This window comes from Dactylosporangium sp. CA-152071 (assembly GCF_050936335.1).
Taxonomy (GTDB): domain Bacteria; phylum Actinomycetota; class Actinomycetes; order Mycobacteriales; family Micromonosporaceae; genus Dactylosporangium; species Dactylosporangium maewongense.
Genome location: NZ_JBNJMZ010000001.1, coordinates 506,418 through 530,302 on the forward strand (window position 1 = coordinate 506,418; position 23,885 = coordinate 530,302).

The following is a 23,885-nucleotide window of genomic DNA, read 5'->3' on the forward strand; positions in this document are numbered from 1 at the left end:
GGATCGGTCAGCCGGCCGCGGGCACCAGTGCCCCGTCGCGGGCCTGGCGGGCGATGTCGCTGACCCGCGCCAGCGTGGGTTCGCGGATGATGCGGCCGAGCTCGGCCATGAACGCCCGCTCGGCGGCGGCGCCGACGACGTCGCGGGACACCCCGGCGAGCATGGCGAGCAGCTGCACCGAGTTGCCGCCGAGGTGGTGGAAGTCGGCCGCGGGGTCGAGGCGGGTATCGCCGAGGCTCAGCGTCGTGGCCCAGATGCGGGCGACCGCCGACTGCACCTCGTCGTCCGTCGCGGCCACCCGCGTCGCCTCCTGACGGTGCGGGTCCGGCAGGGCGGCGACGTCGACCTTGCCGTTGGCGTTGTGCGGCACGGCGTCGATGACGGTCGTCGCGGTCGGCACCATGTACCGCGGCAGGTGCTCGCCGAGGAACGCGTCCCAGTCGGCGGCCTCCGCGCCGGGTGCGAGCACCACGTACCCGTACAGCTGCTTGTGCTCGGCGCCGGGGCGGGTCCGGGCGACGACGACCGCGGCCCGCACCGCCGGGTGGCGTTGCAGGACCTCGGCGATCTCGGCCGGCTCGATCCGGTAGCCGTTGACCTTGACCTGGTCGTCGGAGCGGCCGATGAACTCCAGCTCGCCGTCGGGGCGCACCCGGGCCAGGTCGCCGGTGCGGTACACCCGGGTGCCGTCGGCGAGGTGCACGAACCGTTCACGGGTGAGGTCGGGGCGGTTGCGGTAGCCGCGGGCCAGCTGGGCGCCGCCGAGGTACATCTCCCCGGTCTCCCCCGCCGCGACGAAGCGCCGCTGCGGGTCGAGCAGGTGCACGGTGCAGTTGTCCATCGGAAGCCCGATCGGCACCGCCGGGCCCGCGTCGTCGGCCTCGCCGCACTCGTGCAGCGTCAGCCCGACGGTCGCCTCCGTCGGCCCGTACATGTTGAGGACGCGGCAGCCGGGGCCGAACATCGACCGGGCCCGGGCCGCGACCGCCGAGCGCAGCTGCTCACCGACGACGACGAGGACCTTGAAACCGGCCGGGCGCACGTCGAGCTGGCCGATCAGGTCCAGGTGCGACGGGGTCAGCGACAGCGTGTCGGCGCCCGAGTGCTCCAGCAGGTGCCGCAGCGTGAGGTGGTTGGGCTCGTCCGGGACCAGCACGAGCGTGCCGCCGGCGAGCATCGGGGTGAACAGCGCCGTGTTGGACAGGTCGAAGGCGAGCGACGTGAACACGGCGAACGCGGTGCCGGGGCCGCAGCCGAAGCGGGCGGTGGTCCAGTCGACGTAGTTGGCGAGGGCGGCGTGCTCGATCTCCACGCCCTTCGGCCGGCCCGTCGAGCCGGACGTGTAGATGACGTACGCGAGGTCGCCGGGGGCCGGGGTGACCCCGACGGGTGGCACGCCGCCCTCGGCCAGCTCGTCCAGGCGCACGACGGTGCAGCCGGGGCCGGTGACGGGCCGCTCGGCGTATTCGCCCTGGACCAGGCAGACCCGCGCGCCGGCGTCGGCGAGCAGGCCGGCCAGGCGGGCATCCGGGTGCTGCACATCCAGCGGCAGGTAGGCGGCGCCGGCCTTCAGCACGCCCCACATGCCGGCGATCGCCCACATCGACCGGTCTGCGAGCAGGCCGACGACCGAGCCGCGGCCGGCGCCGAGCTCCAGCAGCCGGGCCGCGACGACCTCGGAGCGGGCGTCCAGCTCGGCGAAGGTGAGGCAGCCGCCGGGCCAGCGCAGCGCCTCGGCGTCGGGCCGGCTCGCGACGACCTGGCGCAGCCGCTGGACCACGGTCGCCGGGTCGCCGGGCGTACCGGTCGCGTCCGTCGCGTTGCCGTCCCAGTGCCGGATCTCTTCCGGTGACAGGGCCTCGGCGACGGCGTCGAGGACGGCCTGCATCCGCTCGGTGCTGCCTGGGCCGTCGCGCCAGGTCAGGGTCAGCTCGGTGCGGCCGCCGCACTCGACGAGGTTCAGGTCGGGCGGGCTCGCCGCGGTGAGCAGCGGCACCGGGTACAGGGTGCGGGCCTCGAACCCGTCCGTGCAGAGCTGCTCCGGCTCGATCCGGCCGAGGTGTGCCAGGACCGTCGCGGACGCGTACCGGCGCTTCTCCGGCGGGCTCTTCTCCATGGCCTTCACCATGGTGCGCAGGATCGGCCGGGGCAGCTTCAGCAGGCCCGACTCGATGCGGCCGCTGACCTCGCGGCCCTCGGCCATCGCGGTGAGGACCCGCTCGTGAAACGCCTCCCACGGCTCGCCGGCGGCGCAGTCGAACAGCTCCACCTGCGACAGGCTGCCGGTGCTGCGGACGCCGGGGACGTGCCGGCGCAGGTCGAACGCGACCGCGAAGCGCGCGGACGGCAGGTCGTAGGCGGCGGTCAGCGCGGCGGCGACCTGCGCGACGAGGCCGCGGTGGTAGCCGTCGACGGTCCGCCGGGCCCAGGCGGTGCGCTTCTCGCCCGCGGGCTGGCCGAGCGGCGACGTCCACTCGATCCTCGGGTTCGGCGGCTTCTGCTCCGGCGCCGGGAAGCGGGCGAAGACGTCGTCCTCGGTGAGGTCGTCGGCGGCGCCGAGCGGCTTCTCGCCGCGCAGCGCCCGGAACACGTCGGCGATCCACAGCGCCATCCCCGGCCAGTCCATGACGGCGTGGGACGCGCGGAACACGACGGCGGCCGGGTCGCCCGGGCAGTACAGCACCTCGCACCAGGCGCCGTCCGGCGTCGGCAGCGGGTCGTGCAGGGCGGCCACGTCGGCGACGGCGACCCCGTCGGCGGTGCCGACGACCGCCCGGACCCGCGGCGGGGTGCCGCCGGCGAGCCAGGCCTTGCGGGTGTACCGCAGGGCCGTGTCGGGGCAGGCCGCGGCCACCGTGGTGACGGCGGCGCGCAGCGCGTCGGCGTCGATCGACCCGGTGCCCTCCACGACGGTCTGGATGACCGGCGAGATGGTGTCCGGGTGCGCGAGCCACCAGCGGTCGCTGGCCGACACCGGTTTCCTGGAGGCACGGCCCCGAACGCTCATGGGTCCGTTTCTAACAGCGCCGGTCCTGGTGGATTCCTTAGAGCAGACCCGGATCGGGCCGCCGCGGGCGGCCAAGACTGTGAAGACGACCAGTCGTGCTGTGCATCCACAGCCACGCGCGCGGCGGCGTCGTAGCGTGCGGTCGGCGTGGTGGAGATCGTCGCCACGCCGTGCCCTGCAGCCGTGCGACGGCAGCACCGAGGAGGTGGCACGTGACTCGAGCATCTTCACTGCTGGATCTGCGCCGAGACCAGCCCGGAGCCGGTGACGGCCGCGGGTCGCTCGCCGAGCGGTTCACCGCGTCGGCGACGGCACAGGGCCGGTTCCGGTCCACCGACGAGTGCCTGCGCTGGCTCGGCGAGCAGCGGGAGCTGCAGTCGTACGTCGTGGAGCGCGTCCCGTTCGACAAGTTGCAGGGCTGGCGGTTCACCGAGGACTCCGGCAACCTGGTGCACCACAGTGGACGGTTCTTCACCATCGAGGGGCTGCACGTCGGCCTGCAGCCGTTCCGGGTGCCGTCGTGGACGCAGCCGATCATCGTGCAGCGCGAGATCGGCATCCTCGGCATCCTCGTCAAGGAGTTCGACGGCGTCCTGCACTGCCTGATGCAGGCCAAGATGGAGCCGGGCAACCGGAACCTGGTGCAGCTGTCCCCGACGGTGCAGGCGACCCGCAGCAACTACACGCGGGTGCACCAGGGCCGGGCGATCCCCTACCTGGAGCACTTCGTCGCGCCCCGGCGCGGCCGGGTCGTCGCCGACTCGCTGCAGTCGGAGCAGGGCGGCTGGTTCCTGCACAAGCGCAACCGCAACATCGTCGTGGAGGCCGACGCCGACGACGACATCGAGGTGCTGCCCGGCTTCTGCTGGATGACCGTCGGGCAGGTGCAGCAGCTGCTGGCGCTCGACGACGTCGTCAACATGGACGCCCGCACGGTGCTGTCCATCATGCCGTTCGCCCGGCCGGAGTCCGACACCGGCGGCGCCGACCCGTTCCGGTCCGCGCTGATCCGGTCGCTGGACCCGGAGGCATCCGCCGTACACACGGTGACCGACGCGATCAGCTGGCTGACGGAGAACAAGGCCCGCTTCGAGCTCACCCAGCGCCGCATCCCGCTGCTGGACACCGCCGGCTGGCACCGCGGCGCCGACGAGATCGCCCACCTGTCCGGCGGGTACTTCAGCATCGTCGGCGTCGACGTGCGCGCCAAGGACCGCGAGGTCGGCGCGTGGATGCAGCCACTGCTGCGGCCGGCGGCGCCCGGCCGGCTGGCGTTCCTGGTCCGGCGCATCGACGGCGTGCTGCACGTCCTGCTGCAGGCCCGGCCGGCCGCCGGCGCGCTGGACATCGTGGAGGCCGCGCCGACGCTGCACTGCACGCCGCAGACCTTCCGGACGCTGCCGACGGCGCACCGGCCGCAGTTCCTCGACTACGTGCTGGACGCGCCGCAGCGGCAGATCCGCTTCGACACGTGGCTGTCGGAGGAGGGCGGCCGCTTCCTGCACGCCCTCAACCGCTACCAGGTCATCGAGGTCGAGGACACGTTCCCGGTGACACCGCCGCCGAACTTCATGTGGCTCACCGTGCACCAGCTGATGACGCTGCTGCGCTTCGGCAACTGCCTCAACGTCGAGGCCCGCAGCCTCCTCGCGTGCCTGCACACCCTGTGGTGACAGCGGCACCGGTCCTCGGCGTCCTCGGGGGCATGGGCCCGCTCGCCTCGGCGGCGTTCCTGCAGACCGTCTACGAGGTCGCCGTCGAGCAGGTCGCGCCGGCGGCGGAGCAGCAGCTGCCCCGCTGCCTGCTCGACTCCGACCCGGCGATGCCGGACCGCACCGAGGCGATCCTGTCCGGACACACAGAGGAGCTGACCCGGCTCGTCTCCGACCGCATCGAGGCGCTCGTGCGGCTCGGCGCGACCCGGGTGGTGATGACGTGTGTCACCGCACACCACCTGATCGACCGGCTCGACCCCGGCCTGCGGGCCCGGCTGATCTCCGTCGTCGACGCGGTCTTCGCCGAGCTGGACGTGGCGGGCGAGGGGCGGTTCCTCATGCTCGCGACGACCGGCACCCGCAAGGCCCGCACGTTCGAACGGTCGGCCCACTGGCCGGCGGTCGCGCACCGGGTCGTGCTCCCGCCGCCGGACGCCCAGGACGAGATCCACTACCTGCTCTACCGGCTGAAACGCGAACCGGTCGGCGCGGAGCTGGTCGAGCGCTTCGAGCGCCTCGCGGACCGCTTCGACTGCCAGGGCGTCATCGCCGGCTGCACCGAGATGCATCTGGTCACCCGCTGGCGGCGGGCGCACGGTGGGGGTCCGGTCGTCCTCGACCCCCTGCTCGGCATCGCCACCGGCCTGAGGAAACTCACGGACGAGGAGACTGACTGATGTTACCCACCGCTCAGCAGTACTGGCGGGATCTCCTGCACGGCTTCGAGGAGCCGACGACACTGACGCCGCAGCGGCAGGTCCGGCGGCCCGGCACCGTGCACGCCGCGTCGGTGGCCTGGGATCCCGCGCAGACCGCGGCGCTCACCGCCGCCGCCGGGCGCCTCGGGCTGCGCGCCGAGGACCTCGTCGTGGCCGCGTGGGGGCTGCTGCTGGCCGTCCAGGCCGGCGCCGACGACGTCGTGCACGGCGCGCTCGTCGACGGCGACACCACCGAGCCCGTGCCGGTCCGCGTCCGTCCCGTCCCGGCGCGGCTGCTGTCGGCGCACCTGCGCGACGCCGCCGAGCAGTACGCGGCCAACGTCCAGCACGCCGGCGTTCCCGCCTCGCAGCTGCCGCACAGCACGTCGCTCGTGCGCTGCGGCCGGCCGGTGCCGGACCCGGTGGACCTGGTGCTGTTGCAGGCCGACCTGGCGGGGCCGGGCGGGCGGCTGCGGCTGAGCGCGCCGGCCGACCTGCTCACCGAGGCCGACGTCCGGCTGCTGCTGGTGCACGCCAGCCAGCTCCTCGCCGCCGTCGCAGCCGCGCCGGTCACCGCGCGGCTGCGCGACGTCGGCCCGCAGTCCGGGTTCGAGCGGCACCGCGCGGTGCGGCAGTGGAACGCGACCACCACCGGCCGGGAGCCCGGCCGCTGCATCCACGAGCTGTTCGAGCGGCAGGCCGCCCTCACCCCCGACGCGGTCGCCGTGCTGCAGGGCGCGGACCGGCTGACCTACGCGCAGCTCGACGCCGCCGCCGATCGCCTCGCGCGCCGCCTCGCCGCGGCCGGGGTCGGCCCCGGCGACTTCGTCGCCCTGCACCTGTCCCGGACGGTGCAGACCGTGGTGGCGCTGCTCGGCGTGCTCAAGGCCGGCGCCGCCTACGCCCCCGTCGACGCGGCGCAGCCGGTCGAGCGCATCCGGGGGCTGCTGCGGACGCTGCGGGTGCCGGTGGTGCTCACCGACCCGGCGGCGCTGCCGACCGTGCACGCCGTCACCGAGGCGGTGCCGGCGGTCCGGGAGGTGCTGTGGCTCGGCGCGCCCGGCCTCGGCCCCGACGACACCTGGGCCCTCGCCGAGCCCGCCGCAGACGCCCCGGCACCGCGCCGGCCGGTCGACACCGACGTCGCGTACGTCATCTTCACGTCCGGCTCGACCGGCACGCCGAAGGGGGTCGTGCTGACCCACGCCCCGGTGGTCAACCTCATCGACTGGGTCAACGAGACGCACGCGGTCGGTCCCGCCGACCGGGTCCTGTTCGTCACCTCGCTCGGCTTCGACCTGTCGGTGTACGACGTCTTCGGCGTCCTCGCCGCCGGCGGCAGCATCCGTGTCGCCTCCGACGCGGAGGTCCGCGACCCGCAGCGGCTGCTGACCGTCCTGGACAGCGAGCCGATCACCTTCTGGGACTCCGCCCCGGCGGCGCTGCAGCAGCTGGAGCCGCTGTTCGCGCTGCGCGCCGCGACCACCGCCAGCCGGCTGCGGCTGGTGTTCCTCAGCGGCGACTGGGTGCCGCTGAGCCTGCCGGACGCGGTCCGCGGCGCGTTCCCCGGCTGCGAGGTCGTCGCGCTCGGCGGCGCCACCGAGGCGGCGATCTGGTCCAACTCGTTCCCCGTCGGCGCCGTCGACCCGGCGTGGACGAGCGTGCCGTACGGCCGCCCGATCGCCAACGCGCACTACTACGTGCTGGACGCCGCGCTGCGGCCCGCCCCGGTCGGCGCCCCCGGCGACCTCTTCATCGGCGGCGACTGCCTGGCCCTGGGCTACCACGGCGACGCCGAGCTCACCGCGGCGAAGTTCGTCCCCGACCACCTGTCGGGCCGGCCGGGCGCGCGGCTGTACCGCACCGGCGACCGGGCCCGGTACTGGGCGGACGGCACCATCGAGTTCCTCGGCCGGCAGGACCAGCAGGTGAAGGTCCGCGGGTTCCGCATCGAGCTCGGCGAGGTCGAGGCGGCCCTGGCGACGCTGCCCGGGATCGCCACCGCCGTCGCCGCGGTCCACGGCGCCCGCGCGGACGCGCAGCTCGTCGCCTACGTCGTGCCGGAGCCCGGCGTCTACCCGGACCCGCGCGACATCCGCGAGCACGTCGCCACGCTGCTGCCCGCGTACATGGTGCCGGCGCACGTCATGACCCTGGACGAGCTGCCGGTGACCGCCAACGGCAAGCTGGACCGCCGCGCGCTGCCGGAGCCCGGCGACGACGGGCCGGCCCGCCCGCCGTACGTGGCGCCGTCGACGGCCGCGGAGAAGGCGATCGCCGCGACGTGGGCGGAGCTGCTCGGGGTCGACCAGGTCGGCCTCGACGACAACTTCTTCGACCTCGGTGGGCACTCGCTGCTCATCACCCAGCTCATCGCCCGGTTGAAGGCGACCCTGGAGATCGACGTGCCGGTCCGTGCGGTCCTGGACCACCAGACGGCGGGCGCGTTCGCCGCGGTCGTCGAGGCGGCGCTGATCGCCGAACTGTCCGCACCGGCCGACGCGACCGTCTGAGAGAGGAACCTCCCATGAACGACGCCTTCCGCGTGGTGCGCAACGACGAGGAGCAGTACTCCATCATGCCGTCGGACATGACGAACCCGCCCGGATGGCGGGACGAGGGCACCGCCGGCACCCGCGCCGCCTGCCTCGCCCGCATCGGCGAGGTGTGGACCGACCTGCGGCCGCGCAGCCTGCGCGAGTCCGTCGCCGCCCGCACTTCCTGACACGGCCAACGGGCCGGCACCACCGACGGGAGGAGTCGGGGTGCCGGCCCGTTGCTGTGCGCCGGTGGGGTCAGTCCGAGGGGGTAGCGGACTGATCCCGGGCGCTGATCAAAGCGGTGCGCAGCGTCGCGGACACGGCCCGCGCCTGGGCGAGGGCGTCCTCGATCCGGTCGACCCGCCCGGCGGTGCCGGTGCACCGGGCGACCTGGACGGTCCCCCGCAGCTCGTCCAGCAGCTGCGTGACGTGCCGCAGCGCGGCGTCGTCCAGTGACGGCAGCGGTGCCGGCGGCAGTGTGGACGGCGCGGTCACGTGGCTCGCCGGTAGAGCGTGCCCTCTTCCCACACCAGGTCGACCTTGTCCCAGCCGATCGCGGTGGCGGCGTCGGGGAAGAAGCCGCTGCCGTTGAAGTTCGCGCTCGTGTTGCACAGCACGGGGACGCCGCTGGCCTCGTGGTACGCCCGGAGGATCTCGGTCAGGTCGGGGTCCTGCGCCGGGCTCACGGTCTGCAGCCGGGCGGTGCCGTCCAGGTGCAGCACGGCCGGGATGCGCTCGACCCACGCCGGGCGCACGTCGTGCTCGAACAGCATGTACGGGTCGGGGGTGCCCGGCGAGAAAATCTCCGGGGCGTGCTCCTCCAGGCAGATCGGGGCCACCGGGCGGAACGGCTCGCGCCGCTTGATCTCGTTGAGCCGGTCCTTCATCGCCGCCTCGACCGGTGCGGCGAGGATGCTGCGGCCGCCGAGGGCCCGCGGGCCGAGCTCGGCCCGGCCGTTGAGCACGACGACCGGCTCGCCGGTGGTGTGCAGCAGCCGGCCGAGCTCCGCCGGGCTGCACGGAGCGGCGGACCAGCCGGCCGGGATCTGCGGCGTCGGCTGCAGGCGCGGGCCGGAGCGCACGTGCCAGTCGATGGCGCGCAGGCCGCCGCCGGTGACACCGAGGTGCGCGCAGGCGGTCCCGATCGCCGAGCCCGAGTCGTCGGGGAACGGCGGCACCCACATCGCCTTGATCATCGGGTGGCCGCGCAGCGCGCTGTTCCACTTGATGTTCAGCGCGCACCCGCCGGCGAAGCACAGGTTCCAGGGCTCGTCGCCCTTCCACGCCCGGATCTTCGCGGTGACCCGGTCCATCAGCAGTTCCTCGAGGAACTCGTGGACGGTGGCGAGCACGTCGTCGTCGCTGACGCCGAGCCGGGCGACGTCGGCGGCGACGTCGTCGAGGAACGCGTGGACGTAGCCGTGCGACGGCTCGCCGTTGCTGCCGCAGCCGATGATGGCCGCGCGGTACTTGCGGACCCGGTCTGTGTCGGCCTCGAAGTGCTCGTGGAACCGCTCGGCGAGGACGCCCTTCACGGCGTCGCTCGGCTTGCCGTAGGCGATGTACGCCATCAGCTTGCCGGCCACCGACAGGTCGTCGACGTTGCGGGACTTGTCCCGCCGCGCGTACGGGCCCCAGTGCTGCGACGCCATCGAGTACGTGTGACCGATCAGCGGGAAGACCTCACCGCCGGGCTCGATCCGGCCGCGTCCGTCCACACAGTACAGACGCGGGAAGCAGCCGCCGTCCCAGACGAGCACCATCGACGGCTCCTGCCGGACCGCGAACGGGCTGGTGCTGTAGGCGACGGACAGGTGGCTGGCGACGTGCACGAAGCTGGTGAACGGCCGGACGGTGCCGTCGATGTTCAGCTCGCCGCGGTGGGCGGGGCGGCCCGGGTCGGGCACGGCGGGCGTCTCCCGGTAGGGCGCGACGGTCAGGTCGACGGCGCCGGCGATCGTCTGCACCTTGATGTGGCCGTTGCGGGCACCGTCCCAGCCGTCGACGACCCAGTGGTCCACATCGGACACCTGGTAGCCGTGGTCCGCGAGGATGCGCGGCACCAGCTGCAGGTCGTCGAAGTTGCTGTACCGGGAGTTGTTGTCCAGCTTCTGCATCTCGATGTTGAACTCGAGACGGTCGCCGTCGATCAGGGCGATGCCGCCGCTCTGCGTGAATTTGAGCCCGGCTGTGATCACGTAGGCCTCCTGTGCCGTGCCGCTCGGTGCGTGTCGTTGGTTGGTGCGCCTGGCGTGCGGCACCGCCGACCCTGACCATTGGACCGGCTTTGAGCTTGGGAAATTGCTAAGCCAGCCGCGCCAGGCGCAGCACGCTCGCCGTCCCGCCGGTGAGCCAGGCGGCGAGCGGCACGTCGGCGCCGCAGCGGGCGCGGATCAGGTCGAGGACCCGCACCGCGCCGAGCGAGTCGCCGCCGAGGGCGAAGAAGTCCGCGGTCTCGTCCACCGGGCGGCCGAGGACCTCGGCGACGACCTGCCGGACGGTCTCGCGGACGGGATCGGCGGGCAGGAGGTCCCGGACCTGCACGGTGGCGTCGGCCGCGACGGTTCGCAGGATCCGCTGGTACGTGCCGGCGAGCCGCTCGATGCTGGCCGCCGTGAACAGGTCCGCGGCGTAGGTGACGTCGCAGCGCAGCCCGCCGCCGTCGGCGCGGATGTCGAGCTCCAGCTCGTGCCGGGCCTGCGCCGGCGCGCCGGCGTCGAGCGGGTCCAGGCGCAGCGGGCCCGCCTCCCGCACCGGCGGCGGGGTGTTGTGCAGCGTCATCGCGACCCGGAAGAGCGGGTTGCCGCCCGGGGGCCGGTCCGGGGCGAGGTGGCGCACGACCGCGTCGAAGGGCACCTGCTGGTGCTCGTACGCCTGCAGGGACCGCGAAACGGTGCGCGCCAGGAGGCTCGTGAACGTCTCGTCCGGCGTGACGTCGCCGCGGAGCACGACGACGTTGGCGAGGAAGCCGATGAGGTCCCGGACCTCGTCGTGCGGCCGGTTGGCGACCTGCGTGCCGAAGCACACGCCGGTGCGGCCGGTCCAGCCGGCGAGCAGCACGTGCAGCGCCGCCGCCAGCACCATGAACGGGGTCGCGTCGTGGTTGTCGAGGCACCCGGCGGGGATGGTGAACCGGTGCGTGCCGGCCCGCAGCGGCAGCGGGGCGGGGGCCGGACGGTCGTAGGGCAGCGGGGCGTCCGGCACGCCGGCGAGCTCCCGCCGCCAGTGGGCGAGGCTCTCCCGGGCGGCGGGTCCGTCCAGCCACTCGTGCTGCCAGCGGGCGTACTCGCCGTGCTGCGGCACCGGCGGTGGCGGGGTGGCGCCGGTCCGGTAGTGCTCGGCGACCTCGGCCGCGAACACGCCGATGGACCAGCCGTCGACGACGGCGTGGTGGAACGTCAGCAGCAGCGCCGCGTCGTCGCCGCCGAGCCGGACCAGGCGGGCCCGCACGAGGGGGCCGGCGGCGAGGTCGAACGGGTCCTCGGCGGCGGCGAGCCGGTGCAGCTCCGCCTCGGCGGCGGCGGGGTCGAGGGCGGTCAGGTCGTGCACCGGCAGCGGCACCGGCCCCGGCGGCAGGACGACCTGGACGGGGTGGCCGTCGTGCAGTCGCAGGACGGTCCGCAGCACCTCGTGGCGGTGCACCACCGCCGTGAGCGCGGCGTGCAGCCGCGCCACGTCGAGGGGGCCGGTGAGGCGGGTGTGCGCGGTCGTCAGGTACGCGGTGCCGTTCGGGGCCAAACGGTCCAGGAACAGCATCGCCCGCTGGCTGCCGGACGCGGGCGCCGGGTCGGCGGGCGGGGCGCCGAGGTCGGCGATGCCGCGCCGCCAGGCCCGCAGGCGCAGCTCGGCGCGCTCGTGCGGCGGCCGGGTGGTGGCGTCCTGTGGCAGCGTGTCGACGGTGGTGTCCGGCCGCCCGTCGAGGAGCGCGGCGAGAGCGGCGACGGTCGGGTGCTGGAACAGCTCCCGCAGGCTCAGCTCGACGCCGAGCGCGCGCCGGACCGCCGCGGCGGCGGTGGCGGCGAGCAGCGAGTGCCCGCCGTTGGCGAAGAAGTCGTCGTCGATGCCGAGGCCGGCGACGCCGAGCAGCTCGGTCCAGATGCCGAGCAGGGTCCGCTCGCGATCGTCGCGCGGGGGCCGCCCCAGGGAGCCGGCCAGGGTGCCGGCCGGCGCGACGGCGGTCAGGGCGGCGCGGTCGAGCTTGCCGGTGCGGGTCAGCGGCAGCCGGTCGAGCACCATGATGTGCGCGGGCACCAGGTAGGGCGGCAGCTGCCCGGCGAGCGCCTCCCGGAGCGCGGCACCGTCCAGTCCGGCGGAGCCGGCGACGTGGGCGACGAGCCGCCGGTCGCCGGCGACCTCGACGAGGCTGACCGCGCACTCGGCGACCCCGTCGAGGCGGCGCAGCGCGGCCTCGACCTCGCCCGGCTCGACCCGGTGGCCGCGCAGCTTCACCTGCCGGTCGGCGCGGCCGACGAAGACCAGCCGTCCGTCGGCGCGGCGGCGCACGAGGTCGCCCGTGCGGTACAGCCTGCCGCCCGGTGTGGCACCGAACGGGTCGGGCACGAACCGGTCGGCGGTGGCGTCGGGCCGGCCGAGGTATCCCCTGGCGACGCCCGCGCCGCCGACGAGCAGCTCCCCGACGACGCCGACGGGGACGGGCCGCAGGTGCCGGTCCACGACGTACGCGGTGGCCCCCGCGACGGGCAGCCCCATCGGCACGTCGCCGTCGAGGTCGAGCCGGGCGAGATCGAGGCCGACGACGTGTGCGGTGGCGGTGACCGTGATCTCGGTGGGTCCGTAGGCGTTGACCAACGACCCCGGCGGACCGGCGGCGAGCACCCGGCGGATGCGGGCGGGGTCGGGCACGTCGCCGCCGACGACCAGGCACCTGACGCCGTCGAACGCGGCCGGGTCGGCGTCGGCGACCAGGTGGAACAGCGCCGGGGTCAGGCGGACCACGCTCGCCCGGTGCTCCGCGATCGCGGCCCGGAGCGTGCCGGCGTCCAGGGGGCGGTCGGCGGGGACGACGGCGAGGTGGGCGCCGTTGAGCAGCGCCGCCCACACCATGAACGTGGTGGTGTCGAACGACGGGTTCGCGGTCAGCAGCACCACGTCGCCTGCGGTGACGGGGGCGTGGTCGCCGGTCACCAGGTTGACGATCCCGCGGTGGGTGACGGCGACGCCCTTCGGCTCGCCGGTCGACCCGGAGGTGTGGACGACGTTCGCGAGACCGTCCGGATGCCTGGCGCCGCGGGTCCGCCACGGCGCGGCGGCCGACGGACCGGACGCTGTGTCGGACGACGGACCGGACGGCGCGGCGGACGGCGTCACCAGCGGGACGTCTTCCGAGAGGGGCGTGCCCAGCACCGCCCGGATCCCGGCGTCGGCGGCCAGGAGCCGCAGCCGGTCCGGTGGCAGGGCGGGGTCGAGCACGAGGTAGCCGGCGCCGGCCTTGAGGACGCCGAGCATCGCCACGACGAGCTCCGGCGACCGGTCCAGGTGCAGGCCGACCCGGTCGTCGGCGCCGACCCCGGCGGCGTGCAGGGCCGCCGCGACCCGGTCCGAGTCGGCGTCGAGGTCGCGGTAGGTCCACCGACGGTCCGGGCCGCTGAGCGCGACCGCGTCCGGGCGCCGCGCGACCTGCTCGGCGAACCCGGCGTCGAGGGTCACCCCGGCGGTGTGCCCCGGTGGGTTCCACCGCTGGACGGCGTCGGTGAGCTCGGCCGCCGACATGAGCGGCACCTCGTCGGCGCCGATGTCGGGGCGGGCCGCCATCGCCCGCAGGACGCGCACCCAGGCGTCCAGCATCCGCCGCGCCGACGGCTCGTCCCACAGGTCGGTGGCGTACTGCAGCTCGGCGACGAGCGTGCGGCCCGTGTCCACGACGGTGCACGACAGGTCGAACTTCACGGTGTGCCCGGCGCCGTCGCGGGCGCGGACGGTCGCGCCGGGCAGGCTGAAGCCGCGCAGGTCGTCCTCGAGGACCTGGAACAGCACCTGGAACAGCGGGTGCCGCCCGGCGGCCCGGTCCCCGGCGACGGCGGCGACGACGTGGTCGAACGGGGCGTCCTGGTGTTCGAAGGCGGCGGTGCACGTGGCGGCGGTGCGGCGCAGCACCTCCCGCAGCGTCGGCGCGCCGCCGAGGTCGGTGCGCAGGGCCAGCATGTTGACGAACAGGCCGACGATGTCGTGCAGCTCCCGGCGGGGCCGGTTGGCGATCGGGGTGCCGACGACGACGTCGGTCTGCCCGGCCCAGCGGCCGAGCATGACGGTGAAGCCGGCGAGCAGCGTCATGAACAGGGTGACGCCCTCGCCGCGGCTCAGCCCTCGCAGCCGGTCGGCGAGGGCCGGGTCGAGCTCCAGGCGGACCCCGGCGCCGCGGTGGGACTCCTCCGCGGGGCGGCGCCGGTCGGTGGGCAGGGCGAGGGTGGCCGCCCCGTCGAGCCGCTCGTGCCAGTACCGCAGCTGCTCCCGCACGGCGCCCTGCTCGACGAGCTCCCGTTGCCAGGCGGCGTAGTCGGCGTACTGCAGGGGCAGCGCCGGCAGCCGGTGCGGGACGGTCGCGCTGAGCGCGGTGTACACGGTGCCGAGCTCCCGGGTGAAGATGCCCAGCGACCAGTCGTCGGTGACGATGTGGTGGAAGGTGAGCGTCAGCACGTGCCGGCGGGGGGCGAGCCGCAGCAGCACGAACCGCGCGAGCGGCAACCGTTCGAGGTCGAACGGCCGGGCGACCTCGGCGGCGACGACCCGGTCCGCCTCGGCCTCGGCGGCGGCGGGGTCGAGGCCGGTGAGGTCGGCGTGGCGCAGGTCGGGTTCGGCGGTCTCGTGGATGATCTGCCGCGCGCCGCTGTCGGTGCCTTCGAAACAGGTCCGCAGCGCCTCGTGCCGCCGCACGCAGACGCGCAGCGCCTCGGTGAGGTGACCGACGTGCAGCGTGCCGTCGATGTCGACCGCGCCGCCCAGGTTGTACGTCGCGGTCCCCGGCACGAGCTGCTCGAAGAACCAGATGCGGTCCTGCGCGAGCGACGCCCGGCACGCGAAGGCCGCACCGGCGCCGGCCGCCGGGACCGTCGCGGTCACGGGCGGGGGCCGTCGGCGAACCGGTGGCGCGCCACGGGGGTGATCCCGGCGGTCGCGAACGCCGACACCGGCGCCGACGGGGCGGCCAGTTCGCCGGCGAGGGCGGCGACCGTCGGGTGGCGGAAGAGCGTGGCGAGCGGCAGGTCGAGGCCGAGCTTCTCGGTGGTGCGGGCCACGAGGCGCATCGCCAGCAGCGAGTGGCCGCCGAGGGCGAAGAAGTCGTCGTCGGCGCCGACCCGCTCGACGCCGAGGACCTCGGCCCACACGTCGGCGAGCTGCTGCTCGAGCGGGGTCCGCGGGGCGGCGTACGGGCCGGCGGCGACGGTGATCTCGTCGTCGGGCCGGGCCCGCAGCGCCTGCTCGTCGACCTTGCCGTTGGCGCTCAGCGGAAGCCGGGGCAGCACGACGAAGCCGTCGGGGACCATGTACCGCGGCAGCCGCCGGCCGAGCGCGGCGTGCCAGTGCGCCACCGGCGCGTCGGCGGGCGTGTGACCGGAGGCCAGGTACACCACGAGCCGATCCCCGCCGCCGGGGCCCGGGCGGGCCAGGACGGCCACCGCGTCGACGCCGGCGACCTCGCGGACGGCGGCGGCGACCTCACCGGTCTCGATCCGGTAGCCGCGGAGCTTGACCTGGTTGTCGGCGCGGCCGAGGTACTCCAGGACGGGCCCGTCGCCGACCTGCCGCCACCGCACGACGTCGCCGGTGCGGTACAGCCGCTGCCCGGGCTCGAACGGGTCGGGCACGAACCGGTCGGCGGTGAGCCCGGCGGCGCCGAGGTAGCCGCGGGCGACGGCATCGCCGCCGACGTGCAGCTCGCCGGGGACGCCCGGCGGCACGAGCCGCTGCCGCTCGTCCAGCACGACCACCGTGGCGTTGGGGTAGGGGGCGCCGATGAGGGCGCGGTGGTCGCCGGTCCCGGCGGCGTCGACCGTCATCCAGGTGGAGTCGATGGTCGCCTCGGTGAGGCCGTAGGAGTTGACGACGTCGGCGTCGGGGCCGAGCAGGTCCCGCATCGCGGCGAGCTCGTTGCGGTAGACGGTGTCGGAGCCGACCACCATGAGGCGCAGCCCGTCGAGGCGGGCGCCGACGGCCTCGGCGTGCGCGGCGAGCGCCCGGGCGACCGCGGGCACGAACTCGGCGAAGTCGATGCGCTCGCGGCGGACCAGCGACAGCAGCGCCGGCGGGTCGAGCAGGGTCTCGCGCGGGCACAGCACCAGCCGCGCGCCGGTGCCGAGGGCCCGCACGAGGTCGCCGGCGAACACGTCGAACCCGAATGCCGCCATCTGCAGCACCGACGTGACCCGCTCCGGCAGCCGGTAGGCCGCCACCCAGCCGTCGAACACGGCCCGCAGGCCGCGGTGGTGCACCATGACGCCCTTCGGCCGGCCGGAGGAGCCCGAGGTGAACAGCACGTAGGCCAGGGCGTCCACCGGCACCGTGGCAGCGGCATCCACTGTGGACCAGTCGGCGGCGTCGTCGAGGCAGAGCACGGTCGCCGCGGTCGGCGGGACGTCGGCGAGCCGGGCCCGGGACGTCAGCACGGCGACGGGCGCGGCGGCGTCGACGACGCCGGCCCGCCGCGTCGCGGGCCAGTCGACGTCGAGGGCCGTGAACGCGGCGCCGGCCCGCCACACGCCGAGCACGGCGGCGACCGTGTCGGCGGACCGGTCCAGCAGCACGGCCACGACGTCGTCGGGCCCGGCGCCGGCGGCCCGGACCGCCGAGGCGACCCGGCCGGCGCGCTCCCACAGCTGCGCGTAGCTCAGGGTCGTGGCGCCGTCGGTGACCGCCGGCGCGTCGGGCACCCGCCGCACCTGCTCCGCGATGGCTGCCAGCACGGATCCGGCGCGGTCGGCGCCGGCCCGGGCGCCGCGGCCGGCGGCCAGCAGCAGCGATGCCTCGCCCGCGGCGAGCACGGGCACGTCGGCGACCCGCAGCGCGGGGTCGGCGGCGACGGCGGCGAGCACGCCCTGGAACCGTTCGACCAGCAGCCGGGCGGTCCGTTCGTCGTAGAGGTCGGTGCTGTACTCCAGCTCGCCCTCGATGCCGGCGGACGGGCCGCGCTCCCGCATCGAGAAGGTGAGGTCGAACTTCGCGGTCGTCGACGGGTGCGGCTCCTCGCGCAGGGTCAGCCCGTCGAGGGTGATGTCGACCGGCGTGGTGTTCTCCAGCGACATCATCACCTGGAACAGCGGGTGCCGGGCCGCGACGCGGGGCGGGTTCAGCGCCTCGACGAGCTGCTCGAAGGGCAGGTCCTGGTTGCCGTAGGCGGCCAGGTTCCAGTCGCGGACGCGGCCGAGCAGCTCCGTGAACGTGGGGTCGCCGGAGGTGTCGGTGCGCAGCACCAGGGTGTTGACGAAGAACCCGACGAGGTCGTCGAGGGCCGGGTCCATCCGCCCGGCGACGGGGCTGCCGACGGGGATGTCGGTGCCGGCGCCGAGCCGGGTGAGCAGCGCCGCGAGCGCCGCCTGCAGCAGCATGAACATGCTGGCGTCGCCGGCCCGGGCGAGCGTCTCCAGGCGGGCGTGCAGGGCGGCAGGGACGTCGAACGTGACGACGGCGCCGTCGTAGCTGGGCTCCGGCGGGCGGGGGCGGTCCGCGGGCAGGGGCAGCTCGCCGGGCAGCCCGGCGAGGGCCTTGCGCCAGAACGTGAGCTGTCGCGGTGCCTCGCTGTCGAGCAGGCGGCGCTGCCACACGGCGAAGTCGGCGTACTGCACCGGCAGCGGCGCCCAGCCGGGTTCGCGGCCGTCGCGGCGGGCCGCGTACGCGACGGCGAGGTCCCGGGCCAGGGGCTCCATCGACCAGGCGTCGCCGGCGACGTGGTGCACGACCACGGTGACGACGTGCTCGTCGGCGGCGGCCGCGAACACCCACACCCTGATCGGTGCCTCGGCGGCGAGGTCGAAGGCGTACTCGCCGGCGGCCGCGACCGCCGCGGCGATGCCGTCGGGTGCGACGGGGACGACGGTCACCTCGGCCGGGTGCGTGCCGGGCGGCGCGATCCGCTGCCTGGCCGCGCCGTCGGCGTCCTCGACGGTCGTGCGCAGCGTCTCGTGGCGGGCCATGAGGTCGCCGAACGCGCGGTGCAGCGCGGCGACGTCGAGCGGGCCGGTGAGCCGCAGCGACATGGCCATGTTGTAGGTCGAGCTGGCGCCGAACAGCCGGTGCAGGAACCACAGCCGCTGCTGCCCGTAGGACAGCGGCACCGCGGCGGGCCGCTCACCCGCGACGAGCGCGGGCCGGTCCGAGACGGCCGCGGGCACCGGCCGGTCCGGGACGTCAGTGCCGGCGGTGTGCGCCACGCCCGAGACCGTGCGGGCCACGCCGGCGACCGTCGGGGCCTCGAACAGCGCCCGCACCGACATCTCCACCCCGAACGCGGACCGCACCCGGCCGACGAGCCGCGTGGCGAGCAGCGAGTGGCCGCCGAGGGCGAAGAAGTCGTCGTCCACGCCGATGTCGTCGCGGCCGAACAGTTCGCTCCACAGGTTCAGGATCCGCTGTTCCGCCGGTGTACCGGCAGCGCGGCCGGCCTTGCGGGCAACCGCCTCCAGCGGCATGGCGGCGAGCGCCTGCCGGTCGGTCTTGCCGCTGGTGAGCTGCGGCAGGCCGGGCAGCGCGACGAACCGGGCCGGCAGCATCGCCGGGGGCAGCAGGGCGCTGAGCCGCCGCAGCAGCGCCGCGGGGTCCTCGGCGACGGCCGGGTCGGCGGCGAGGTAGGCGACCAGCTGCCGGTCCCCGCCTTCCTCGGGGCCGACGGTGCGGATGAGCACGGCCGCGTCGGTGACCTCCGGCAGCGTCCGTAGCGCCGCCTCGACCTCGCCGAGCTCGACCCGGACGCCGCGGACCTTCACCTGCGAGTCGGCGCGGCCGATGAACTCGAGGTCGCCGGCGGCGTCGCGGCGCACCAGGTCGCCGGTGCGGTACATGCGGGTGCCGGGCGGGCCGAACGGGTCGGGCCCGAACGCGGCGGCGGTCAGGTCGGGCCGGTTCAGGTAGCCACGCCCGAGCCCGGCACCGGCGATGTACAGCTCGCCGACCGCGCCGGGGCCGACGTCGCGCAGGTCGCGGTCCAGGACGTACAGGCGCGCGCCGGTGACCGGCCGGCCGATGGGGGCGGTCGCGGTGCCCGGGTCGGGGCGGCACGGCCAGAACGTCGACTCGATCGACGACTCCGTCGGCCCGTACAGGTTGTACAGCGGCGCGTCCAGCACCGTGAAGTACCGCCGGACGAGGCCGATCGGCAGGGTCTCGCCGCCGCACAGCACGTGCCGCAGCGTCGCGCAGGCCCCGGCGCCGGGCTCGTCGAGGAACTCCCGCAGGGTGCTGGGCACGAACTGGACGGAGGTGACCCCGGCCCGCTGGATCAGCGACACCAGGTACCGCGGGTCGTGGTGCCCGTCGGCGGCGGCGACGACGAGGACGGCGCCGACCGACAGCGGCCAGAACAGCTCGTGCACCGACGGGTCGAAGGTCAGTGGGGTCTTCAGCATGGTGCGGTCGCGGCCGTCGAGCGGCTGCTCGCCCTGCCACCACCGCAGGGTGTTGACGATCCCGGCGTGCGGCACGACGACGCCCTTGGGCCGGCCGGTGGACCCCGACGTGTAGATGACGTAGGCGGGGTGCGCCGGCAGCAGGCCGCGCTCCGCCTCGTCGACGCGTCCGGCGCCGGCGTCGAGGCCGGCACGGACCCCCGGGTCGTCGAGCACGACCACATGCCGGCCGGGGGCGGCCGGCACCACGCCGGCGGCCGCGGCGACGGTCAGGACCACGACCGGGCGGGCGTCGTCCAGCAGCGCGGCGACCCGGTCCGCGGCGTGCTCGGTGTCCACCGGCAGGAACGCGGCACCGGCCTTGCCGGCGGCGAGCGCGCCGACGACGAGCCCGGTCGAGCGGGGCACGGCGAGCGCGACGACGCGTTCGGGGCCGGCGCCGAGGTCGCGCAGCAGCCGGGCGAGCCGGTCGGCGCGGGCGTCGAGCTCGGCGTAGGTGAGCACCTCGTCGCCCGACATCAGCGCCATGGCGTCCGGCGTCCGCCGGGCCTGCGCCTCGAACAGCCCGGGCAGCGTCTCCGGTTCGGCGGCGGGTGCGGCGTCGTCGCAGGGGATCAGCAGCGGGCGGACCGGCGCCGCGGGGTTCCGCAGCAGGTCCCGGAGGAGGTCTTCGTAGCGCCGCAGGTGGTCGCGGACCGTCCCCTCGTCGAACAGTTCCGCGTCGTATTCGCAGGTGATGATGTACGAGCGGGGCATCGCGAGGATGTCGACCTCGAAGTCCGCCTTGGCGAACCGTCGGGTGGTGCGCAGCAGCGCCAGGTCCAGGCCCGGCACCGTTGGGATCCGCAGCGGCCGGTCCAGGTTGAAGAACGAGCCGAAGATCCGCTCCCCCGGCGCGAGGGTGACCGGCAGACGGTCGCGGACGGCCTGCACGGAGAAGCCCGGGTGCTGGTAGTCCTCGGCGAGGGCCCGCTGCACCGCCCGCAGGTGCGCCTGCACGGTGCCGTCCAGCGGCACCCGGCTGAGCACGGGCAGGACGGTGCTGCAGTTGCCGACGAGGTGGGTGCCGCCGGGCAGGTCCCGCTGCGCCAGCGGCACCCCGACGACGAGCGCGTCCTGGCCGCTGAGCTGGTGCAGCAGCCCGGCGTAGGCGGCGAAGAGCACGGTGAACGGGGTGCAGCCGAGCTTCGGCCCGACCGTCGCGACGAGCTGCGACACCTCCGCGGACACGGTGTGCTCGACGCGGCCGCCGGCGCGGGCGGTCCTCGCGGCGCGGGGCCGGTCGGACGGCAGCCGCAGCACCGGGAACCCGCCGGCGAACCGCTCGTCCCAGTACGCGGTGTCGGCCGGGCGGTGCTCCAGGTGCTCGACGTAGTCGCGGAACCTGGGGGCCGGGGGCAGGGCGGCGCCGGCGCCGTCGCGGTACAGGGCGAGGAGCTCGTCGATGAGCACGCCGAAGGACCAGCCGTCGATGACGCTGTGGTGCACGGCGAGGTGCAGGTGGTGCAGCTGCGGGGCGAGGCGCAGCAGGTGCGCCCTGAGCAGGGGGCCCGCGGCGAGGTCGTAGGCGTCGCCGGCCCGCTCGTGCAGCCACGCGTCGATGCCCTGCGGGTCGGCGGTGAGGTCGACCAGCGGCAGGTCGGTGGCGGACGGCGGCAGGGCGCGCTGGCTGCCGCCGTCGGTGGCGAAGACCGTGCGGAGGCTGTCGTGGCGGGCGACGACGTCGGCGAGCGCGCGGCGCAGCGCGGCCACGTCCAGCGGGCCGCGCATCACGATCATCACGGACTCGTTGTAGGCGCGCGAGTGGTCCGCGCCCATCTGGTCCAGGAACCAGATGTCCCGCTGCGCCGCGCTGAGCGCATACGGCCCACCGGCCGGCGCGGGCACGGACGGTACCGGCACCGGTACAGAAACGGGCCGGGGCAACGGCGGCACAAGCGCGGGCGCAGGCGCAGGCGGTACAAGGGCGGGAGCGGGCACCGGGTAGGCGGCGGTGAGCAGGGCGTGGGCCTGGCTCATCACCCGCGAGTGGACTTCGAGCATCCGCAGGACCGGGTCGGTCTGCGCCGTCTGCGGCTGGCGATCGTCCACAGTGTCCGGACCTCTCCGTGGGTGGCCTCCGCGGCGGAGGGGCGATTGGCTCGGCCGGCCACCGCCCGTGGCAGGTGACCGGCCTGGCACCTCGCGGCCCGCCGGGGCGTCACCCTGGCCCGGCGGGTCGCGATGCCGTCATCAGATCCCAGGCGCCGACCCCGCTCAAGTCGCCGGCGGCAACACTGGGCGAATCGCTAGCCCGCCCGCCGCACCGCGCCGGTATCGTCGGCCACCGAACGGTTACCGAACGGAACAGGGCTGATGACGCTGTCTGGAAGCGACACGCACACGCCGGTGCCGTTGCGGCACAACCGCGACTTCGGCATCTTCTGGGCCGTGCAGGCGCTGTCGACGCTGGGCAGCTCGTTCTCGCTCGTCGCGATCCCGCTGCTGGTGCTGCACGCGACCGGTTCGGTGGCGCAGATGGGTCTCATCACCGGCATCGCCGGGGCCGGCACCGTCGCGAGCGGGCTGTTCGCCGGTGTCCTCGTCGACCGGGCCGACCGGCGGCTGCTGATGATCTGGTGCGACCTGGCCCGGCTGCTGCTCTACGCGGCGGTCCCGGTGGTGTGGTGGACCGCCGGCGAGCACGTGTGGCTGCTGTACCCGGTGATCGGTGTCGCCGCCGTGTTCCAGATGGTGTTCGACGTCGCCTGTTCCGCGGCGGTGCCGAACATCGTGGCGCGGGAGCAGATCACGGTCGCCAACAGCCGGCTGCAGGCCACCTACGGCGCGGGGTTCGTGCTCGGGCCGATGGCCGCCGGGTTGGTCGCCGCGCTGGCCGGCCCGGTGACCGCGGTCGCCGTGGACGCGGTGACGTTCGGTGTCTCGGTGGTGGGGTTGCTGCTGATCCGGCTCCGCCCGGCCACCGGCGGGCCCGCCGCAGACCCGATCGCCGGGCGGCCGACGGCCGTGTGGCGGGACCTCGCCGTCGGGGTCCGGTTCCTGTGGCGGACGCCGGTGCTGCGGGCGATCACCCTGCTGTACACCCCGGTCACGTTCCTCAGCCTCGGCCTGGTGGACGTCTTCATCTACTACGTGCGGCACGATCTCGGTCAGGGGGACCGGGTCGTCGGCGGCCTGCTCGGCGCCGCCAGCGTCGGCTCGATCGTGGCCGCGGTGATCACCCCCGCGGTCCGCCGCCGGGTCGGCTTCGGTCCGGCGTGGCTGGCGGCGTACCTCGCCTGCGGGGTCGCGATCGCCGCCGCCGGCCTGGTGTACCACCTGGTGGTGGTGCTGGTCGCGGCGGTGGTGTTCGCGTTCGGCGAGACGATGGCGGGGATCAGCTCCGCCTCCCTGCGCCAGACGGTGACCCCCGACCACCTGCTCGGCCGGGTCACGGCCGGCTTCTGGATGGTGCATCACGCGTTCGGGCCGGTCGGCGCGCTGGTGCTGACGTCGGCGGTGGCGCACGCGGGGGTGCACGGGCCGCTGATCGCGGTAGGAGTATCGTTCCTGGCGATCGTCGCCGCCGGGCTCCTCACCCCGCTGCGGGCCGCGGCGAGTCGATGATCAGGTTCTGGCGTCACGCCACACCTTTCGTGATCCGCTCTCACGTCACGCCGTGCTGGCTATGCTCCGCCGGTGTCAACCATGCGACTGATGGTGCTCGGGCTGGTGTCGTCGCTCCAGCCCGTGCACGGCCATGACATCCGCCGCGGTCTGTTGGCGTACGACGGAAGACCGGCGATGAGCGTCCCCGCTGGTTCGGTCTACCACGCGCTGCGCAAGCTCACCGCCGAGGGCCTGCTGGAGCCGGTGGAGACGGAGCGCAGCGGCGCCCGGCCCGAGCGCACCACCTACCGGACCACGCCCGCGGGTGTCCGCGAGTTCCGGGTGCTGCTGCGGCGGTACTGGTGGCAGTACCAGCTGCCGAGCGACCCGTTCCTGTCCGCGCTGTCCTTCCTGCCGTCGCTGTCACGGGCCGAGGCGGTGACTGCGCTGCGCACCCGAGCAGGCATTCTGTGGTCCTTCGCCGAGCAGCAACGCCGGGACCTCGACGATCGCACCGTCGATCGGCCAGAGCACGTAGAATGGCAGCTGGAGCGGGCCCTGCGTTGGTTCGAGTGTGAAGCCGACTGGTGCGTGGAGATCGCCGACCGTATCGAGGACGGGATGGGCGTGCACGACACCGACCTGCTGCCATTCCCACCTGCAGACGTCGACGAGGCGCCACCGTCACCGGACGGCGCACTCGCCGCGCGCCCGCGACGCCGCACGCCGGGTAACCGCGCGACCGCGCGGGCCTGACCGTCGGC

General features: G+C 75.0%; 11 protein-coding genes. 6 read left to right on the forward strand and 5 right to left on the reverse strand.

Going from position 1 to position 23,885, the window contains the following annotated elements:
• Nucleotides 1-7: 7 nt before the first annotated feature.
• Nucleotides 8-3,007 carry an amino acid adenylation domain-containing protein gene (locus tag ACQEVZ_RS01700; protein WP_433360278.1) on the reverse strand — a complete coding sequence of 1,000 codons (3,000 nt, stop codon included), beginning with the start codon at nucleotides 3,005-3,007 and terminating at the stop codon, nucleotides 8-10.
• A 212-nt stretch (nucleotides 3,008-3,219) separates the two neighbouring features.
• Here ACQEVZ_RS01700 and ACQEVZ_RS01705 point away from each other — a divergent pair, with 212 nt between their 5' ends.
• Genes ACQEVZ_RS01705 through ACQEVZ_RS01720 form a run of 4 tightly spaced genes read left to right on the forward strand, consistent with a single transcriptional unit; the run spans nucleotide 3,220 to nucleotide 8,145 of the window.
• Entirely contained in the window at nucleotides 3,220-4,680 is a 1,461-nt protein-coding gene (locus ACQEVZ_RS01705) for an NDP-hexose 2,3-dehydratase family protein (protein WP_433360281.1), read from the forward strand.
• Nucleotides 4,659-5,399, forward strand: coding sequence for an aspartate/glutamate racemase family protein (locus ACQEVZ_RS01710; RefSeq protein WP_433360284.1), 741 nt, complete (start codon nucleotides 4,659-4,661; stop codon nucleotides 5,397-5,399). Before ACQEVZ_RS01705 ends, ACQEVZ_RS01710 begins: the two co-directional genes overlap by 22 nt.
• Nucleotides 5,399-7,933 carry an amino acid adenylation domain-containing protein gene (locus tag ACQEVZ_RS01715; protein ID WP_433360287.1) on the forward strand — a complete coding sequence of 845 codons (2,535 nt, stop codon included), beginning with the start codon at nucleotides 5,399-5,401 and terminating at the stop codon, nucleotides 7,931-7,933. Before ACQEVZ_RS01710 ends, ACQEVZ_RS01715 begins: the two co-directional genes overlap by 1 nt.
• A 14-nt stretch (nucleotides 7,934-7,947) precedes the next feature.
• Nucleotides 7,948-8,145 carry an MbtH family protein gene (locus ACQEVZ_RS01720; protein ID WP_433360290.1) on the forward strand — a complete coding sequence of 66 codons (198 nt, stop codon included), beginning with the start codon at nucleotides 7,948-7,950 and terminating at the stop codon, nucleotides 8,143-8,145.
• Between the two features lie 70 nt (nucleotides 8,146-8,215).
• Here ACQEVZ_RS01720 and ACQEVZ_RS01725 read toward each other — a convergent pair whose 3' ends face one another.
• The 4 genes from ACQEVZ_RS01725 to ACQEVZ_RS01740 all read right to left on the reverse strand — a co-directional run bounded on the left by ACQEVZ_RS01725 (nucleotide 8,216) and on the right by ACQEVZ_RS01740 (nucleotide 21,624).
• The gene (locus ACQEVZ_RS01725) at nucleotides 8,216-8,455 is read right to left on the reverse strand and encodes a hypothetical protein (RefSeq protein ID WP_344506642.1); all 240 of its coding nucleotides are present in this window, start codon (nucleotides 8,453-8,455) and stop codon (nucleotides 8,216-8,218) included.
• Complete coding sequence (locus tag ACQEVZ_RS01730; RefSeq protein WP_433360294.1) at nucleotides 8,452-10,158, reverse strand: carbamoyltransferase N-terminal domain-containing protein; 1,707 nt, start codon at nucleotides 10,156-10,158, stop codon at nucleotides 8,452-8,454. The genes ACQEVZ_RS01725 and ACQEVZ_RS01730 overlap by 4 nt, the downstream gene beginning before the upstream one ends.
• A 106-nt stretch (nucleotides 10,159-10,264) precedes the next feature.
• Nucleotides 10,265-15,037, reverse strand: coding sequence for an amino acid adenylation domain-containing protein (locus ACQEVZ_RS01735; protein ID WP_433360297.1), 4,773 nt, complete (start codon nucleotides 15,035-15,037; stop codon nucleotides 10,265-10,267).
• A complete protein-coding gene (locus tag ACQEVZ_RS01740) occupies nucleotides 15,034-21,624 on the reverse strand; it encodes an amino acid adenylation domain-containing protein (protein ID WP_433360300.1) in 6,591 nt (2,196 codons plus the stop codon). The genes ACQEVZ_RS01735 and ACQEVZ_RS01740 overlap by 4 nt, the downstream gene beginning before the upstream one ends.
• Before the next feature lie 264 nt (nucleotides 21,625-21,888).
• Between ACQEVZ_RS01740 and ACQEVZ_RS01745 the strand changes: the two genes are divergently transcribed.
• Nucleotides 21,889-23,139 (forward strand): MFS transporter, encoded by a 1,251-nt coding sequence (locus tag ACQEVZ_RS01745; protein WP_433360303.1) that lies wholly within the window; start codon nucleotides 21,889-21,891, stop codon nucleotides 23,137-23,139.
• Between the two features lie 81 nt (nucleotides 23,140-23,220).
• Nucleotides 23,221-23,877: a PadR family transcriptional regulator gene (locus ACQEVZ_RS01750; RefSeq protein ID WP_433376564.1), complete on the forward strand. Its 657-nt coding sequence runs from the start codon at nucleotides 23,221-23,223 to the stop codon at nucleotides 23,875-23,877.
• Nucleotides 23,878-23,885 lie beyond the last annotated feature (8 nt).

Excerpts from the sequence above, each read along its gene's own strand:
- ACQEVZ_RS01720 (WP_433360290.1), top strand. The coding sequence starts at position 7,948 with ATGAACGACGCCTTCCGCGTGGTGCGCAACGACGAGGAGCAGTACTCC.
- ACQEVZ_RS01745 (WP_433360303.1), top strand. The coding sequence starts at position 21,889 with ATGACGCTGTCTGGAAGCGACACGCACACGCCGGTGCCGTTGCGGCAC.
- ACQEVZ_RS01715 (WP_433360287.1), top strand. The coding sequence starts at position 5,399 with ATGTTACCCACCGCTCAGCAGTACTGGCGGGATCTCCTGCACGGCTTC.
- ACQEVZ_RS01700 (WP_433360278.1), bottom strand. The coding sequence starts at position 3,007 with ATGAGCGTTCGGGGCCGTGCCTCCAGGAAACCGGTGTCGGCCAGCGAC.
- ACQEVZ_RS01750 (WP_433376564.1), top strand. The coding sequence starts at position 23,221 with ATGCGACTGATGGTGCTCGGGCTGGTGTCGTCGCTCCAGCCCGTGCAC.